Origin of the sequence: Gilvirhabdus luticola, from assembly GCF_040117515.1 — a bacterium.
GTDB classification, from domain to species: domain Bacteria; phylum Bacteroidota; class Bacteroidia; order Flavobacteriales; family Flavobacteriaceae; genus Gilvirhabdus; species Gilvirhabdus luticola.
This window is the reverse complement of record NZ_JBEEEN010000001.1, coordinates 22,165-40,775: the sequence shown is the minus strand read 5'-3', so window position 1 is coordinate 40,775 and position 18,611 is coordinate 22,165. Positions and strand designations below refer to the sequence as shown.

At 31.0% G+C, this 18,611-nt stretch carries 15 protein-coding genes; 9 read left to right on the top strand and 6 right to left on the bottom strand.

Translation table 11 applies throughout. The features are described from left to right. Positions 1-14: 14 nt before the first annotated feature. The gene (locus AAFP94_RS00160; RefSeq protein ID WP_316661232.1) at positions 15-1,121 is read left to right on the top strand and encodes a glycosyltransferase; all 1,107 of its coding nucleotides are present in this window, start codon (positions 15-17) and stop codon (positions 1,119-1,121) included. Here the strand turns inward: AAFP94_RS00160 and AAFP94_RS00155 are convergent. Next, entirely contained in the window at positions 1,118-2,053 is a 936-nt protein-coding gene (locus AAFP94_RS00155; RefSeq protein ID WP_316661233.1) for a glycosyltransferase family 2 protein, read from the bottom strand. The two genes, AAFP94_RS00160 and AAFP94_RS00155, sit on opposite strands and share 4 nt — an antisense overlap. After that, the gene (locus AAFP94_RS00150; protein ID WP_316661234.1) at positions 2,053-2,907 is read right to left on the bottom strand and encodes a glycosyltransferase family 2 protein; all 855 of its coding nucleotides are present in this window, start codon (positions 2,905-2,907) and stop codon (positions 2,053-2,055) included. Before AAFP94_RS00150 ends, AAFP94_RS00155 begins: the two co-directional genes overlap by 1 nt. A 105-nt stretch (positions 2,908-3,012) precedes the next feature. Between AAFP94_RS00150 and AAFP94_RS00145 the strand changes: the two genes are divergently transcribed. Continuing rightward, entirely contained in the window at positions 3,013-4,599 is a 1,587-nt protein-coding gene (locus tag AAFP94_RS00145) for a right-handed parallel beta-helix repeat-containing protein (RefSeq protein ID WP_316661235.1), read from the top strand. On the opposite strand, the gene AAFP94_RS00140 is transcribed toward AAFP94_RS00145, so the two are convergent. Further along, positions 4,596-5,279, bottom strand: coding sequence for a cell division ATP-binding protein FtsE (locus AAFP94_RS00140; protein WP_316661236.1), 684 nt, complete (start codon positions 5,277-5,279; stop codon positions 4,596-4,598). The genes AAFP94_RS00145 and AAFP94_RS00140 overlap by 4 nt on opposite strands. A 187-nt stretch (positions 5,280-5,466) precedes the next feature. Here AAFP94_RS00140 and AAFP94_RS00135 point away from each other — a divergent pair, with 187 nt between their 5' ends. The 3 genes from AAFP94_RS00135 (at position 5,467) to AAFP94_RS00125 (ending at position 11,953) form a co-directional block, all read left to right on the top strand. Further along, positions 5,467-8,493 carry a tetratricopeptide repeat protein gene (locus AAFP94_RS00135; protein WP_316661238.1) on the top strand — a complete coding sequence of 1,009 codons (3,027 nt, stop codon included), beginning with the start codon at positions 5,467-5,469 and terminating at the stop codon, positions 8,491-8,493. 29 nt (positions 8,494-8,522) lie between these two features. Then, a complete protein-coding gene (locus tag AAFP94_RS00130) occupies positions 8,523-10,250 on the top strand; it encodes a TonB-dependent receptor (RefSeq protein WP_316661239.1) in 1,728 nt (575 codons plus the stop codon). An 83-nt stretch (positions 10,251-10,333) separates the two neighbouring features. Continuing rightward, on the top strand, positions 10,334-11,953 hold the full coding sequence (locus tag AAFP94_RS00125; protein WP_316661240.1) for an amidohydrolase: 1,620 nt from the start codon (positions 10,334-10,336) through the stop codon (positions 11,951-11,953). Here AAFP94_RS00125 and AAFP94_RS00120 read toward each other — a convergent pair. Beyond that, positions 11,925-12,638: a class I SAM-dependent methyltransferase gene (locus AAFP94_RS00120; protein WP_316661241.1), complete on the bottom strand. Its 714-nt coding sequence runs from the start codon at positions 12,636-12,638 to the stop codon at positions 11,925-11,927. The two genes, AAFP94_RS00125 and AAFP94_RS00120, sit on opposite strands and share 29 nt — an antisense overlap. 61 nt (positions 12,639-12,699) lie before the next feature. Between AAFP94_RS00120 and AAFP94_RS00115 the strand changes: the two genes are divergently transcribed. The 3 genes from AAFP94_RS00115 to AAFP94_RS00105 all read left to right on the top strand — a co-directional run bounded on the left by AAFP94_RS00115 (position 12,700) and on the right by AAFP94_RS00105 (position 14,956). Then, positions 12,700-13,191 (top strand): YkgJ family cysteine cluster protein, encoded by a 492-nt coding sequence (locus AAFP94_RS00115; RefSeq protein WP_316661242.1) that lies wholly within the window; start codon positions 12,700-12,702, stop codon positions 13,189-13,191. Between the two features lie 31 nt (positions 13,192-13,222). Beyond that, the gene (locus AAFP94_RS00110; protein ID WP_316661243.1) at positions 13,223-14,062 is read left to right on the top strand and encodes a sterol desaturase family protein; all 840 of its coding nucleotides are present in this window, start codon (positions 13,223-13,225) and stop codon (positions 14,060-14,062) included. A 63-nt stretch (positions 14,063-14,125) separates the two neighbouring features. Next, entirely contained in the window at positions 14,126-14,956 is an 831-nt protein-coding gene (locus AAFP94_RS00105) for a glycerophosphodiester phosphodiesterase (RefSeq protein WP_316661244.1), read from the top strand. Here the strand turns inward: AAFP94_RS00105 and AAFP94_RS00100 are convergent. Beyond that, positions 14,939-16,015 (bottom strand): serine hydrolase domain-containing protein, encoded by a 1,077-nt coding sequence (locus AAFP94_RS00100; protein WP_316661245.1) that lies wholly within the window; start codon positions 16,013-16,015, stop codon positions 14,939-14,941. The genes AAFP94_RS00105 and AAFP94_RS00100 overlap by 18 nt on opposite strands. A 70-nt stretch (positions 16,016-16,085) precedes the next feature. Further along, positions 16,086-17,318, bottom strand: a complete 1,233-nt coding sequence (locus tag AAFP94_RS00095; RefSeq protein WP_316661246.1) for an exo-beta-N-acetylmuramidase NamZ family protein — start codon at positions 17,316-17,318, stop codon at positions 16,086-16,088. Between the two features lie 9 nt (positions 17,319-17,327). On the opposite strand from AAFP94_RS00095, the gene AAFP94_RS00090 reads away from it, so the two are divergent. Next, a complete protein-coding gene (locus AAFP94_RS00090) occupies positions 17,328-18,563 on the top strand; it encodes an ABC transporter permease (protein ID WP_316661247.1) in 1,236 nt (411 codons plus the stop codon). Positions 18,564-18,611: the final 48 nt, after the last annotated feature.

The following is an 18,611-nucleotide window of genomic DNA, read 5'->3' as shown; positions in this document are numbered from 1 at the left end:
AAATCTTGTTTTTTGTGAATAAACACAATAAGAAAATATGCATTATATGTACATCTCTTAATCATGGTGGTGCAGAGCGTGCTTCAGCCATACAATCAATAATGTTTCAAGAATTAGGGCATCAGGTTTTTATTGTAACTGTTGAATCTGGAATTGCCTATAATTACAGTGGAAATGTGTTTGATTTAGGAGTATATAAATACAAGAAAAACTCTCAATTTGGAAGAATTTCAAGGTTAATTAAATTCAAAAGATTTCTTAATAAACACAAATTTGATTTAATCGTAGACAACAGACCTAGAAATAGTGCTTATCGCGAATTATTAATTACTAAATTCATTTATAATCTTCCTACGATTTATGTGATTCATTCCTTTGAGGCAACAATAGCTTTCAATAAATATAAATGGCTAAATAAATATTTGTACAGCAATGCAAACATGGTTTGTGTTTCTAAAACAGGGACTAAAAAATTTAAAGAATTATATGCATTAAAAAATGTACATACTATTTATAATGCCTTTAATTATGATGAAATTAAAAGGCAATCGGAAGAAGAAGTGTCTTTAAGATTAGGTGATTATATAATTTATTACGGTCGAATTCAGGACAAATCAAAAAATTTAAGATTACTTCTTGAATCGTATAATAGCTCCAGATTAAAAGAAAGAAAAGTAAAGTTACTCATTTTAGGAGATGGAGAAGATACCGATTTATTAAAAACACTTTCAGAGCAACTGGGACTTAAATATTTTGTAAAAATAATCGGGTTTTCAAAAAATCCTTTTCCTTATGTTAAAAATGCATTATTCACAGTTTTAACCAGTAGATCTGAAGGTTTTGCTATGGTTATACCAGAATCTTTAAGCTTGGGAACTCCTGTTATTTCTGTTGATTGTGAAGCTGGACCTAAAGAGATCATACAGCATCAATTTAATGGCTTATTAGTTGAAAATCATAATCCAGAAGCTCTAGCTAAAGCATTTGACACCTTTATTGAAGACGAAGAGCTATACCAATTTTGTAAAAAGAATGCAAAAAATGATATAGATCAATTTTCAATTAAAAAAATTTCAAAAGATTGGCAAGTACTATTCGAAAAAATTCCGAAACCTGTTTAATTATATGCTGTTAAGTACATTTTGTTTTTAATCAGAACCCTCTGGATTTTTTTTAAAAAATGGAGTATAAATTTTGGAGAATTGATTAGTATTTTTTGTTTCAAGTTTAAATTTTTATAATTAATTTCTGTTTGAACTTTTTTGTAGAGCTCATTTTCATTGTTCATTTTACACCTTAAAACAAGAGCAAACCTATTTACATCTAAATATTTTTTTAAAGAGGGATTTTTTTCTTCCTCTTTTTTATAAGATGAAATAAAATTATATCTCGTTTCATTAAGTTCACTTTTCGATAAACTTAAATCATCATAATTATTATAAATCATCGTTGCTTTTGGGTTGAATGCAATTTCGTATTTAAGAGCAAAACGAATCCATAAATCAAGGTCTTGTCCTGTTCTCAAACTTGTATTATAGCCACCAAGTTCAATAAAGGAGGATTTTAAAAAGGCAGTGGATGATGATGATGCTATATAATTGTAAATATTTGCATCAAAAAAATCAGGAATTATCAAATGACTGGTTGCAAAATCAAAATTAAAATGGGCGTTTCGTGTTAAGTTTTTATTTAGCTTAACCTTATAATTATTACAAAATACCCCAGCATTTGGAAATGAGTCTATTAAACTTTTTAATTCAACCAAGTGATCTTCACGCCAAATATCATCTGCATCTAGAGGTGCTATATATTTTCCTTTAGCGTTTGCAATGGCTTTATTTCTTGCTACCGAAGGACCTTGATTTTCTTGCACTAAAATGTTGATCTTTGAGCTTTTTATTTGAGAAAGTATTTTTAAACTATTATCTGTACTTCCGTCGTCAACAATAACAATTTCAAAATCATCAAAAGTTTGATTTAACACACTTTTTATTGTTGCCTCAATATAGTCTTCTTTGTTGTACAATGGTGTTATTACAGAAAAAAATGGCATTATTTTTTTTGATTAATTAAACACATATAACCCAGTCTATAAAAATCGAATAAAAAAATAGAGGGATATGTTGAATTGAAATTTTTTCTCAACAATGGTTTTAAAAAGTTGAACATATAAGCAACAGGTTTTGTAAGTCCAGCCTTTTTTAAGAAATAAAATTTTATTGATAAACTTGATACTGTTTTTTTTAACTTTTTATGATTAAGCAATACCATTAAGTTTGTGATGGCCATTTCAGTTTTCTCAACAAATGATTCGGCATCATCATCGGCATTATGAATAACAGGGTTTTTTATTTTTAAAATTGAAATATTGTTTTCAATTAGTTGATTAAAAAATAAAACATCTTCATAACCATACTCTTTTATGGTGTGGTCAAATGGGAATTTAAGCATAACCTCTTTTTTAATCAAAAAATTTGAAGAACATAAATTTTTACGTTCTCTTAATTTAGTATAAAGCCATCTTAGTTTATAGGGCTTTTTTGGAGATCTCTTAAGAGGAAACATACCACCACTAATAACATCGTAGTTTTTAATTTTGATATAATTGTTGATGAAATTTTCACTTTCAGGAAAATTTCCTGCGTCAACAAATAGCAGGTCATTGTATTTTGATTCTTTGGCCAACAAATTTCTTATAGAACTTCGACCTATATTGTTTTCAAGTTCTTTAAACACACAATTTTCTATATTATTTATTTTAGAATTTTTCTTATTTAAAACTGATTTTGAACCATCATCTATGCAGATTAATTCAAAATTTATTCCAGCGCTTAATGCTTGCTTTGCAAGCTCTTTTGCAAGTGGATAAACATTATAATTATATGTTGGAATTAAAATAGAGAGCACTAATGTTTACTTATTTTTTCAAAACTAATCAATATTATACATTTGATTTCATCAATTGTTTTTTTATTTCTAAACAAATGGTACAGTAATTGTATTTTTAACTATATGAAATTGATTTACACAATTATTTTTGTTTTAATATCATTTGTTTTAACAGGACAAAATGAATTTCATGTGTATCCTCAAAACCATAAAACAACTCCTGGAAAACCAACAGGGAATGGTAGTATCCAAAATCCATGGGATTTACAAACCGCATTAAACCAGAATTCTAAAGTAATAAATGGTGGAGATGTTATTTGGCTACACGAAGGTGTTTATGATGGACGTTTTGTGAGTAATTTGCAGAGTAATATTAAACACAAACACATTACTGTTTCTTCATTTCCAAATGAGTGGGCTATTTTAAATGGTAATATTAATTCTAAAAGAACTTCTGTTTTAACAGTGTCTGGAAGTCGTGTTATTTATAAAAGTTTTGAAATAACTTGGTTAGGGGATTTTTCTAGAAAGCAAACAGAGTTAAACTTTCAAAAATCTGACGGTATAAATCACAATAGTGGTATAAACTGCAAATTTATCAACCTTATTATACATAACAATCCAGGTTCAGGTTTTGGTACATGGAAACAAACAGGCAATTCAGAAATTAATGGTTGCTTGATATTCAATAACGGTTACTATTCTGCGAAACGAGGAAGTGGAGTCGGTATCTATGCCCAAAATTCTACAGAACAAAATAAATTGATAAAGGACAACATTATTTTCAATAATTACTATAAAGGTATTGAGGTATGGTCAGACAATCGAAATGCAAAAGAACAATATGTAAAAAATATAATTTTAGAGAACAATGTAATTTTCAATAGTGCTTTAATAACTGGAACACCTCGAGATAATTTAATTATAGCAACTAACGATAATAACGGAATCAACATTGCAAAAAACATAACTGTAAAAGACAACATTTTCTATCATAATACTGCGCTTTCAAAAACTATTGAAAACAATAATGCACCTTCACTAACATTAGGGTTTAATAAAAATGCTCCAATAGAATCTATTAAAGTTTTAAACAATATTATTATAGGGAGAAAAGATGCAATTAGAATCTTGGATGTCAAATCACTACAGTTTAAAAACAATTGTGTTTACAGTGGTTTTGTGCGTTTTAGAGAGTCTACAATAAAACATATAAATCAACAAAATTGGAAATTTTCAAACAATACATATTATACAAGAAGAAATACTCCGATTAGAATTGAAGGTGTAAGAGATTATAATATTCAAGAGTGGAATAAAAAATATGGATTAGATGCGCAAACCACTTACAAGAACTTTAAAGAGTTCAATCTTAATAATGTTCTAGATATTTCACAGAATGAATACGATGAAAATAAGTATAGAGTTGTTTTGTTTGATAAAAATGAAAATGATGTCATTGTAGATTTTTCAGAATATGGAATTACCAAAGGAACTTCGTTCATAATAAAAGATGTTGAAAATTATTCAGAAGTTCTGAAGTCTGGAATTTTAGGGAATGATAAAAAAATAGTATTTCCAATGAAATTGAATAAGAATGATACAAATAAAACCCTAGATAATTTTGGAGTCTTTATTGTTGAATTTAATAATGCCGAAAATTCAAAAAAAATTGGTTTTCTAGGAAAATTCTTCAGTTGGTTGTTTTAAGACTTACGTTGTACAACTTCATATACCTGATTCTCATCACATTTTAAGGTTTTGCTCGGGTACTTAAGCAACAAAGCATAATCATGTGTGGCCATTAAAATCGTATTTCCGTTTTTGTTAATTTCCTGCAAAACTTCCATGACCTCAACGCTGGTTTGAGGATCCAGATTTCCTGTTGGTTCGTCAGCTAGGATAAGTTCAGGATTATTTAATAAGGCTCTTGCAATAGCAACACGTTGTTGCTCTCCACCAGAAAGTTCATGCGGAAATTTAAACCCTTTAGTTTTCATGCCTACTTTGGTTAATACTTCCTCAATTCTGGTGTTCATAGCTTGTTTGTCTTTCCATCCGGTAGCTTGTAGGACAAATAAAAAATTGTCATTAACTGTTCTGTCTGTAAGCAATTTAAAATCTTGAAAAACCACGCCAAGCTTACGTCTTAAAAATGGGATTTCACTTTCTTTAAGTGTTCTTAAATTATAATCTACAATATGACCTTCGCCTTCGGTAAGATGCAAATCACCATAAAGGGTTTTCATAAAGCTACTTTTACCACTTCCTGTTCTCCCAATTAAATAAACAAAGTCGCCTTTATTTATTTCAACATTCACATTAGATAAAACAAGGCTATTACCTTGATAAATAGAAACGTCTTTTAATTTTAAAACAGGGTTTGACATAAAAAAACATGAATTTTTTGATTGCTGTAAAAGTATGGCTTTATTATAACTTTTAAAATATTTAATAATTGCTTTTTTGGCACGATTTTTACTTTTAATAACTCGGTTTATAATTAACATTAAATTCTTGCGTTATAGCATGCAGATACAATTATCTTTGATCAAAACAACAAAAAACGAATAGTCAATGGTTAACAAAAACATATTAACCCTTTTGATCTTGATTGGGTTAAATTATCAAATGGCTGGACAACAAACAGCTGCCTACACTAGCGATTTGGTGGATTATCAAAAAGCACTATCACTTTATAACAATCAGCAATACCTGGCAGCACAATCATTATTTTATCAGGTAAATAAAACAGCAAATGAAGAGGTTCTAAAATCCGATTGCGCCTATCATATTGCAAATTGTGCGGTACGTTTAAACCAACAAAACGCTGATAGATTGGTAGAAGATTTTGTAAAGGATTATCCAACAAGCACCAAAAGAAATACTGCTTTTGTAGATGTTGGTGATTACTATTTTGAAAACTCAAAATATGCTTATGCCAGAAAGTGGTATGATAAAGTAGATGAAGAATCTCTGGCAAGAAATGAGCGTGATAAATTCTATTTCAATAATGGATATTCGGCCTTTGCAACAAAACAATATAGCGATGCAAAAAAATATTTGAGTAGAGTAGAAAATTCTCAAGAATATGGCTCTCAAAGTAAATACTATATTGGTTTTATGGCTTATGAAGGAGATGATTACGAAACAGCAAATGAGTATTTTGATCAAGTAAGTGATCAAGAACGATACAGAGAAAAATTATCATATTATCAAGCAGATCTCAATTTTAAACTTGGCAATTTTGAAAAGGCTATTGAACTTGCCAAAGAACAATTACCAATCAGTGATGAGTTAGAAGTTTCAGAGCTTAATAAAATAATTGGTGAGAGCTATTTTAATTTAGAACAATATGCAGAAGCGATTCCATATTTGTTAGAATATAAAGGAAAAAGAGGTCGTTGGAGTAATACAGATTTTTATCTTCTAGGTTATGCGCATTATATGCAGAAAGACTATGAAAAATCCATTTCAGAATTCAATAAGATTATTGATGGTAATAATGGTGTAGCTCAAAATGCCTATTACCATTTAGGAGAAAGTTATGTGCATGTTGATAAAAAACAACAAGCGTTAAACGCCTTCAGAAATGCGTCTCAAATGGATTTTGACCTTAAAATTCAGGAAGATGCATGGTTAAACTATGCCAAGATAAGTTACGAAATAGGAAACCCTTATCAATCAGTTCCGCAGGTTTTAACAGGTTATTTAAACAAATATCCTGACACGAGTTATAAAGAGGAAATTGAAACCCTTTTAATAGATTCTTACATTACCTCAAAGAATTACAAGGAAGCTATTAAACTGCTTGAAGGCAAGAAGAGTTTTGAGAATAAAGTAGCCTATCAAAAAGTGTCGTATTACAGAGGTATAGAACTATACAACGAAGGTAATTATCTTGAAGCAGAGACATTTTTCGATAAGTCATTAAATGAACCAAGAGTTGTTGAATACACTGCTAGAGCAACTTTTTGGAAAGCCGAAACAGATTATAATTTAACCAATTATGATGATGCTTTGGTTGGGTTTAAACAATTTCAGCAATTGTCACCTTCTACCTCGTTAAAGGAGAATGCCAATATAGATTATAACTTGGCTTATACATATTTCAAGCAGAAAAACTATAGACAATCCACACAATATTTTAATCAGTTTATAGGCAATCACAAAGAAGATAAAGTAAGATTGAATGATGCTTATTTAAGACTTGGCGATGGTCATTTTGTTTCGAGCGATTATCAAAGTGCTATAAACGCATACAATGAAGCCATTAAAATAAATGAAATAGAATCAGATTATGCATTCTTTCAAAAAGCCATTAGTGCAGGTTATATAGGAAAATCTTCAACTAAAATTTCAGAATTAGAGCAATTCATTTCAGATTATCCAAACTCAAAATTACGTGACGATGCTATGTATGAGTTAGGGAATTCTTATGTAAAAGTTGGCGAAACAACTAAAGCCATTCAAATGTATGACAGGTTGAACTCTGAATACAGAATGAGTTCTTTTGTTCCAAAATCGTTATTAAGGCAAGGTCTTGTGTATTATAACAATAGTGATAATGAGCGTGCCTTAAACAGATTTAAAAAAGTAGCTGGAGATTATCCTGGCTCTCCAGAAGCTGTTCAAGCCGTTTCTACAGCTAGATTGATTTATGTTGACATGGGAAGAGTTAACGAATATGCTGCTTGGGTAAAAACTTTAGATTATGTAGAGGTTACAGATGCAGATTTAGACAATACAACGTATGAAGCTGCAGAAAAGCAATATCTTGAAAATAAAACAGATAGAGCGATAACACAATTTAATGGTTACTTAAACAATTTCCCAAATGGAATTCACGCGTTGCAATCTCATTTTTATCTGGCGCAATTGTATTTCAAGAAAGGCTTAAAACAAAATGCTTCTCCACATTACAAATATTTGGTTGATGCCTCACAAAGTGAATTTACAGAAGAAGCATTATCAAGATTATCCCAAATTTATCTGGAAGACAAGAACTGGATTGATGCCATTCCTGTATTGAAACGTTTGGAAAGTGAAGCTAATTTTGAGCAGAATATTGTGTTCGCACAATCTAATTTAATGAAAGCCAACTACGAATTGCAAAATTATCAGGATGCAGTTGGTTATGCCGAAAAAGTGCTTGGTCAGTCTAAAATAGATAACAGAATAAAAAGTGATGCCAAAGTGATTATTGCTCGTTCGGCAATTCAAATGGGTGATGAAGAAAAGGCCAAAATAGCTTTTGAAGAAGTAGAGCGTATTGCTACTGGAGAACAAGCTGCAGAAGCCTTGTACTATAATGCCTACTTTAAAAATAAAGAAGGCAATTATGAAGCGTCTAATGCCAAAATCCAAAAGCTCGCAAAAGATTATTCCACCTATAAATATTATAGCGCTAAAGGTTTGATTATTATGGCAAAAAATTTCTATGCATTAGATGATGCATTTCAAGCAACCTATATTTTGGAAAGTGTTATTGAAAATTTCAAAGAGTTTGACGATGTAGTGAGTGAAGCCAAGTTAGAATTGGGTAAAATCAAAACTGAAGAGGCAAAAAGAAATTCATCAATACAAACCGAAGAAGGTAATTAATTTCATTAATCAAAAAAAAGTAATTAACTATGCGTAAGCAATTAAATATTTTAACAGGTTTTATAGGTATTCTGTGTTCATGTTTCATGTTTGCACAAGAAAGAGATAATGATACCATCAATACAGATGTAATTAATGTAGTAAAGCCATATACACCCACAATTTCTGATGCATTTAAAGTGAAAGAAACAGCGACAATAGATGATAAAGAAACGAGTATCAAAAAGGATGTGAAATACAATATTTTTTCATTTCCTGTGGCGTCAACTTTTACACCAGCAAAAGGTAAAGCAGCTGTAGTAGAAAAAGCTCCATCAGCAAAACTTTATGATAATTACATGACTTTGGGTGTTGGTACTTATACTACGTTTCTTGGTGAATTGTATTTAAATCATGCTATAAACCGCACTGAAAGTGTTGGAGGTTATATTAGCCATCATTCATCTGCAGGAGGTATTGATAATATATTGTTAGATGACAATTTTTACAATTCAAAGATTAATGCCAATTATTCAAAAACCTTGAGAGACCTTACCTGGAATTTTGAAGCTGGATTCCAACAGCAGCGTTACAATTGGTATGGTTTACCACAACCTTTATTTGACGACACTACTGCTGATATGGTTGACCCTGAACATTCGTTTTATGGATTTCATTTGGGAAGTGATATTTCTTTTAACGACACTCATTTTAATTCAGGTAGCGTGTTGTTTAGACATTTTGGAGACAACCAAGGTTCTGGCGAAAATAGGTTTGTCTTAAAGTCTGAAGTAGATGTCCCAATAAATGGAGAAGAAATTTCTACAGAAATTAAATTTGAATATTTAAAAGGACACTTTGATAGAAATTATATATCTGAAGATGAATTGAAATATGGCAATTTTCAGGTTGGTTTGTCACCAACATACCAAATTAAGCAAGATGATTTAACTGTTAATTTAGGGGTCTCTTTTTATTATTTGAATGATACAGAAGGTGGAAGAAACAAATTCTACATTTATCCAAACTTTACTGGATCTTACAGATTGGTCAATGATGTTTTAATTGCTTATGGAGGTATTCAAGGAGGTCTTGTTCAGAATACATATCATGGCTTTGCATCAGAGAATCCATTTGTATCTCCAACATTGTTTTTAATGCCTACAGATCAACAATATGACGCATTTGTTGGTTTAAAAGGGAAAGTATCAAATAACATGAGCTATAATTTTAAAGGAAAATATATAGCGGAGCGCAACAAAGCCATGTTTATTAATAATGATATTACTTCTGGTACGGAAGATTATATGTATGGTAATTCATTCGGAATTGTTTATGATGATGTTGATACATTTAGCATTGCTGGAGAAATTAATGTAGATGTTAGCCGAAATTTTAAATTGGTTCTAAAAGCTGAATATTTTAGTTATAATGTCAAAGGTGATAATGAAGCATGGAATTTACCAGATGTACAAGCTTCATTGTTTATGGATTACCAAATAGATGAACATTGGTTTACAGGAGCAAACTTGTTTTATGTTGGTGAAAGAAAGGACCAATTCTTTTACAATGACATCATGTTCCCATCAACGCCACAAACCATTGTTTTAGAAAGTTATTTTGATGCCAATGTACATTTAGGGTATCACATTAATGATAAGATTTCAGTATTTGCCAAAGCCAATAATCTTGCTGACAAACAATATGAGCGTTGGCAGAATTTCCCAACACAGGGTTTGCAACTATTAGCTGGAGCAACCTTTAAATTTGATTTCTAAAATACAATAGAAATGATTAATAGCGAACAAAAGCGTTACAATTTGTAACGCTTTTGTTATTTTTACCCGAAACATAACCAAATATGAAATATGTACTTTCTATAATACTTGTAGTTTTTTTTACATCATGTCAAAAGAAACAAAAAGTAGACTCTATTGTAATCAATGCTAATGTTTATACTGTTAATGAAAAATTTGATAAAGCTGAATCTTTTGCCATAAAAGATGGAAAATTTGTTGAGATTGGAAGTTCTGAAGATATTCAAAACAGCTTTGAAGCAGATACCATTGTAGATGCTAAAAATCAAACTATTGTGCCTGGTTTTATAGATGCACATTGTCATTTTTATGGTTTGGGTTTAGACCAAAAATCGGTGAACCTTGTAGGTACAAAAAGTTTTGATGAAGTTGTTCAACGTATTGTTGATTTTCAAAATGAAAATGATTTAAAATTCATAAAAGGTTTTGGTTGGGATCAAAATGATTGGGATGTTAAAGAATTTCCTAACAATAAACTTCTAAATGCCTTATTTCCAGAAACACCAATTAGCATAACTCGTATTGATGGGCATGCTATTTTATGTAATCAGGCAGCTTTAGAATTAGGAAATGTAAATACTAATAGTAAAATTGAAGGGGGAGAAGTTGTTTTAGAAAATGGAGAATTAACAGGTGTTTTGGTTGATAATGCAGAATTTTTAGTAATGAATTTTTGGCCAAAAGTTAATCGAGACGATACAGTTGAAGCGTTATTAGATGCTCAAAAAATTTGCACCAATTTAGGCTTGACCACAGTTGATGATGCTGGATTGAATAGAAATACCATTGAAATAATAGATAGTTTACAACAAGCAGGCGATTTAAAAATACGTGTGTATGCAATGGTTTCAGCATCCAAAAAGAATTTAGATTACTATCTGAATAAAGGTATTATCAAAACAGATAAGTTAAATGTTCGATCGTTTAAATTTTATTCAGATGGAGCTTTAGGATCACGAGGTGCTTTATTGAAAGAATCTTATAGTGATAGTCCAAATACATTTGGATTGCCAGTAACATCTCTTGAGGACCTTGAATCTGATGCACAGCGCGTAGCAAATTCAGAATATCAAATGAATACGCATGCCATTGGAGATTCAGCAAATCATATTGTGTTACAAACCTACAAAAAGGTATTGCAGGGACAATCAGACAGACGCTGGAGAATAGAACATGCTCAAGTAGTTTCTCCGAAAGACTTTCAATATTTTGATGATATTATTCCGTCAATACAGCCAACACATGCTACAAGCGATATGTATTGGGCTGAAGACCGTGTAGGAGCCGAACGTATTAAAGGGGCTTATGCATTTAAAGACCTTTTAAATGTGAATGGGCGAGTGGCTTTAGGCACGGATTTTCCAGTAGAACATGTAAGTCCGTTTTATACGTTTTATGCAGCAGTAGCTAGAAAGGATTTGGAAGGTTATCCGGATTTAGGTTATCAGATGGAAAATGCATTAACCAGAGAAGAAGCTTTAAAGGGTATGACCATTTGGGCGGCATATTCCAATTTTGAAGAAAACGAAAAAGGAAGTATTGAAGTTGGAAAATTTGCAGATTTCATCATTCTTAATGAAGATATTATGGAAGTTGAAGAAGCTCAACTTCCTTATATAGAAGTTGTCAATACTTTTATTGAAGGCGAGGCTCAAAAGAAATAATCCTAGCCAAATAATCAAAATGCTCACCTTCAAGAACAAGTTCACATTTTAAACCAACTTTTTTACAAGCTGATTTTAGATTTTCAAAATCAATGTACATCCAAGGAAAAGACTCACTTTCTCCTTTATAACTTATATGGTATTCCAATTCACCATAATAGTTGGCATTGGCATTTACCCAATAACCACCATCATCATCTTCGTACATATATTTGATATCAGACGAGTCGATTAAAATTTGTCCATTTGGTTTCAATAAAGATTTTAAATGCTGAAGAACTTCTGGTGTTTTATCTAAATTCTTAAAAAAACCAGAACCATTCATAAGCATTAAAATGGTATCGAATGTTTCAGTTTCATTTGTGATATCAAGAACAAAAACATTTTTTAATCCTCTTTGTTTGCAGACTTCAATAGCTCCTTTCGAAACATCTATGGACTTTACTTTCACCCCTTTTTCTTGAAGATATAAACTGTGATTTCCTGCACCACAACCAATATCCAAAACTTTTCCTTTAGAAAGCTGAAGTGCTTTTTGTTCCAATTTTGGCATTTCAGAAAAACTTCGGAATAAATAGGGAAGAGATAAGACATCTTCATCAGAAATACTTGTGGACGTTATGATGTCTTCTGTATAATTTCCGTTTTGATAGTCAAGTAAAGCTTTCCCGAAAAGGTCTTTCATTTACAATTATTGTCATGCTGAACTTGATTCAGCATCTCATTAAAAATAGTATTTTTACACCATGCAAGACTTTTTAGAAAATCTGCCAAAGCTGGCCAAAGATAAACATAATGATAACAAGAAATTCTTTGTAAAGCTAAAAAAGAAACCACCAAAAGATCTGGATTATGTCATGCAGGAATTACATGATGAAGAATTTGAAAGAACAGATTGCCTAACCTGTGCCAATTGCTGTAAAACTGCAGGACCTTTGTTTACAGATAAAGATATTGAACGCATTGCAAAACATTTTAAACAAAAACTACAACAATTTATTGAACAGTATTTAAGAATAGATGAAGAAAACGATTATGTTTTGCAGAGTGTACCTTGCTCATTTTTAGGAGCTGATAATTATTGTTCTATTTACGAGGTTAGACCCAAAGCTTGTAGAGAATTTCCACATACAGACCGAAAAAAGTTTCAACAGATTTCTAATTTAACATTAAAAAATGTGGCCATTTGTCCAGCAGCTTACAATATTGTTGAAGAAATGAAAAAACGAATAAAATAATTATATTTAAACTTAAATTTCATTTAACGAATTGGAAACTGTCATTACCTATTTTGAAACCATTGCACCGCATCATAGAGTGTTGCTAATTGCAGGTGGATTGACTTTTTTTTGGCTTATTGAAGGCGGAATACCATTGTTTAGATTTAAATATAACAAATGGAAACATGCAATTCCTAATTTGTTTTTTAATTTAACATTGATGATTATCAATTTCCCATTAGCTTTTCTATTATTGAATACATCCGATTGGGTAGTTGCTAATAATTTTGGCATTATTAATTGGTTGCCAGAAATGCCTTTGTGGTTATATGCATTTCTTGGTGTCTTGTTTTTAGATTTTTTTGGTGCATATTTACCTCATTATATTGAGCATAAAGTAAAACCATTATGGATGATACATTTAGTGCATCATACAGACCATAAGGTGGATACAACAACAGCCAACAGACATCATCCTTTAGAAAGTTTTATAAGGTTTTTCTTTACATTAATAGGTGTTTTTGTCGTAGGTGTACCAATAGGATTGGTTATGCTATATCAAACAATTTCTGTAATTGCAACACAATTTAGCCATGCAAATATCAAACTACCTAAAAAGGTTGACCATACGTTGAGTTACTTTTTGGTGTCACCAGATATGCATAAAGTTCACCATCATTATGTGTTGCCTTATACAGATTCTAATTATGGTAATATTTTTTCAATTTGGGATAGGTTATTAGGAACTTATAAGAAGCTAGATACGGACAAAATAGTATATGGTGTTGATGTCTTTCCAGATGAAATAGAAAATGGAAAGATTTGGACATTACTAAAACAACCGTTTCAGAAGTATCAGAAACCAACAATAATGCCTGAAGATAAATAATCTGTCATTCAAAACACAGTGAAGTATTTCATCAAAATAAGCCTCATCATTTTAATACTGAATATGAGTTGTAATGAAAAACAAGAAGTAGATATTCAAGGCCATCGTGGTTGTAGAGGACTACTTCCAGAAAATTCGCTTCCAGCATTTAAAAAGGCAATTGAACTTGGTGTGAATACACTCGAACTGGATTTAGCAATCTCCAAAGACAAACAGGTTGTTGTTTCTCACGAACCTTTTATGAATCATCTAATTTGTTTGGATGCGGAAGGCAATGAAATTTCTGAAGAGGATGAAATAACGTATAACTTCTATCAAATGACTTACGATTCAATCAAGCAATTTGATTGTGGTTCAAAATATTTTGAGCGTTTTCCAAAACAAAAAAAAATGAAGGTTAACAAACCTTTGTTAAGCGAAGTTTTTGAGCTTTCCGAAGAACTCAATTCAAATATTAGGTATAATATTGAAATTAAGTCTCACCCTAAATATGATACTATTTTCACCCCAAAACCTAAAGAATTTGTGAACTTGGTTTTAAAAGTGATTAATAATTATAATGTTTTTAACAGAGTAAATTTGCAATCTTTTGATGTAAGAACTTTAGAAGAAATTAAACGTCAATCACTAAAAATGAAAGTCGCATTATTAGTGGATGAAAACGAATCCATTGAAACAAAACTGAATTCATTGAGTTTTAAACCAGAAATTATTAGCCCTTATTTTAAATTATTGAATATAGAAAATGTGGAAACATACCAAAAACATGGTTTTCAAATCATTCCTTGGACAGTCAATGACATTGATGATATGAATACTATGATTGATTTAAATGTAGATGGTATTATTACAGATTACCCAGATAGATTAATAGTGCTAATCAATAAAAATTAGCTCAAGTTCTTCACCAATATCTCTGATAGGTGCTTGTGATAAATTTGTTAGAATACTAATCACAATATTCTCTTCAGGATACATCCTTAATAAAGTTGAAGCACCAACGCCGCCACCAGTATGACCATATATTGATGTTTCTTTTTTGGTCTTTCCGATGCCAAACCCAATGCCATAGTTTGTACTTTCACCAGAATCGAGAGTTAAAGGTGTTACCAGTTCTTTTAATGAAGCTTCTGATAATATTTCTGGTGAAATAATTTCATTGCCAAATTTCACTAAATCTTCTGAAGCTGATAAAAAACCACCTCCTGCAACTTTATGTTCATTACTAACGGTAGGACCTAAAACAATTTTGTTTGCATATGTTTTTCGATAAAATTGTGTTCTGTTTGGCATATTTGAATCTGAAAGATCTAACGTAGTATAATCCATTTTTAAAGGCTTAAAAATAGTTTCTTGCATGTAATCGTTAAATGGTGTTTGTGCAGCATTTTGCACAACAACGCTTAATAAATTCCAACCATAAGTACTATAACTAAAATCACTTCCAGGCTTAAATTTTAAAGGATCGTCTTTAAAAATATCAAGCCCTTCGACAATGGTCATTTTTTTGTTTAAAATAAATTCTTGACCATTATAATGCCGTATACCAGCAATATGACCAGCAACTTGCCGAACTGTAAAGTCAAACTTTTTCTTTGGAAATTCAGGAATATATGTATAAATACTTTCATCAAAATCAAGTTTTCTGTCATCTACTAATTTAGCCAAGGCGGCAGCAGTAATTGGTTTTGATATACTTGCAATACGGAATTGTGTTTCACTAGGAGACACTTCAGTTTTTAATTCAATATTAGAATAGCCAAAACCTTCAGACCAAATAATTTTTCCATTTTTGGAAACAGAAATTGCCATACCAGGAATATTATTTTTATTTAAAAATGCTTCAGCGATTTCTTTGGCAGTTTTTATTTTTTCGTCTTGAAGGCTCCCAAGAGATTGCCCAAAACCAAATGAAAGGTTTATGAATAGTAAAAGTGAAATGAGTTTTTTCATAAGTTATAAATTAAATTTTGTCATTCTTGCCTTTCGACTATCACTCAAGATAAACTATAGCAGGAATCCATTATTCATACATTAAATACTTTTCACGAATAAGTTTAAAAGTATCTATTCCAGATTTCCAAGTTTTCTTAATTTCAGTTTCGCTCAAACCAGCTTCAATTTGTTTTTGGAGTTTATCTGTCCCAGCATGTTTTGTAAAGTTAGCCGCATTAAATACTAAAGATTTATCTGTAGCATTATTGTAAACCTTTATCAACCATTTAAGAGAGACTTCATCCTTTGCCTTTATATCTTTTAAATCTTCGCCATAACACAATACATCTTTATGTTTTGGGCTTTTTGCGCCAAAATTCTCAATAGGAGTATAAGTAAAAGTAAAAATATTTTTATCTAAAAAAGGTGCACCGAAACGTTGAAACTGAAACTCTGTTCCTCTGCCAGCATTAATATTGGTGCCTTCAAATAACCCTAAACTAGGATATAATTTTATCGATTGATCATTAGGAAGATTTGGCGAAGGTCTAATAGGTAAACTATAATTATAGTCATGGGTATAATTTTCAACTGGAATGATAGTAATATCACATTGAACTCCATTCTCTAGCCAATGTTCACCATTAATCATTTGTGCATATTCACCAATGGACATTCCGTGTACTAAAGGTATTGGATGCATGCCTAAAAAACTTTTATTTTCAATTTCTAATGTTGGTCCATCAACATAGTTCCCATTTGGATTAGGTCTGTCTAAAACAATCACAGGAATGTTTGCTTCAGCGCAAGCTTCCATAATATAATGTAATGTTGAAATGTAGGTGTAAAACCGAACTCCAACATCTTGAATATCGAATATCACAATGTCAATATTTTTAATCTGTTCCATTGTTGGCTTTCTGTTTTTCCCATAAAGTGAAACAATAGGTAATCGAGTTTTTGTATCAATTCCATCTTTAACCTTTTCGCCTGCATCTGCCGTACCACGAAAGCCATGTTCCGGTGAGAATACCTTTTTAACCTCAATATTCAATGAGACCAAAGAGTCCACCAAATGTGTGTAAGAACCATCATTTTTAAACAAAACACTAGTCTGATTGGCAACAATACCAACTCGTTTTCCGTTTAAAAAAGGCAAGTATTTTTCAGTTTGATTTGCACCAACAATAACTGGTTTGTCATTCTGAACCTGATGCAGAATCTCATTATTATTAACGATTTCAGATTTCGATTTAGAACCATAAGAAATCATCACGAAAACAAATAATAAAACTGTACTTTTGAAATTATAAAATGTCATCTATTTAATTTGAATTACGAATATTTTATAGCAAAACGCATAATTGGTAGTAAGGCGTATAAAAGTAGTATTTCGGCACCAATAATAAAAATTGGAATTGCAGCAATTGCTATTGGTATTGTAGTTATGATGATTGCCATTGCAACAGGAATAGGTCTTCAGCAAAAAATACGTGATAAAGTGGTGGCATTTAATGGTCATGTTACTATTTCTAATTTTGATAGTAACAACTCGCAAGAAAGTGTTATTCCTATTTCTTCCAATCAAGAATTTTATCCAGAGTTTAAATCGGTTGATGGTGTGAAACACATTCAGGCTGTGGCTACCAAATTTGGAGTGATCAGAACTGAAAAAGATTTTGAAGGTGTTATTTTAAAGGGTGTTGGTGCAGATTATGACTGGAGTTACTTTAAAGATTTTCTGGTTGTAGGGCGTTTGCCAGATTTTACCCAAAAACGAAATGAAGATATTTTAATCTCTGAATATTTAGCTAAAAGATTGAATTTTAAATTGGGAGATAAATTTCAAACTTATTTTGTAAAAGACGACCCCAACAAATCGCCAAATATTATTGGTTATACTATTGTTGGAATCTATAATTCCGGATTTCAGGATTTTGATGCCACGTATATGATTGGAGATATAAGACATCTGCAACGCATTAACAATTGGGAGAAAGACCAAATCGGAAACTTTGAAGTATTTATTGATGATTATAATGAACTTCAACAAAAAGGTAAAGAAATATATCAGAACACACCATCTACTTTAAATACACAAACCATTACAGATAAGTATTATTCCATTTTTGAGTGGATTAGAATTTTTGACACCAACATTTATGCTATTATTGGGGTTATGATTTTGGTGGCAGGAATCAATATGATCACAGCCTTGCTTGTATTGATCCTTGAGCGTACTCAAATGATAGGTATTTTAAAATCGTTAGGAAGCCGAAATTGGAGTATTCGAAAAATGTTTTTATATAATGCTGCTTATCTGATTTTTGTTGGTTTGTTTTGGGGTAATTTAATTGGATTGGGTTTATTGTTTGCACAAAAATATTTTAAACTATTTCCGTTAGATCCTAGTGTGTATTATGTTACAGAAGCGCCTGTGTATATTAACATAGGCTATATTATAGCTTTAAATATTGGAACATTGGTATTGTGCTTGGTTATGTTATTGTTGCCTTCGTATATGATTACAAAGATTTCACCAGTTAAGGCAATTCGGTTTGAGTAACTACTAACTATTAAATAAATGCCAAATTAAACTTTAAACTCTGAACTT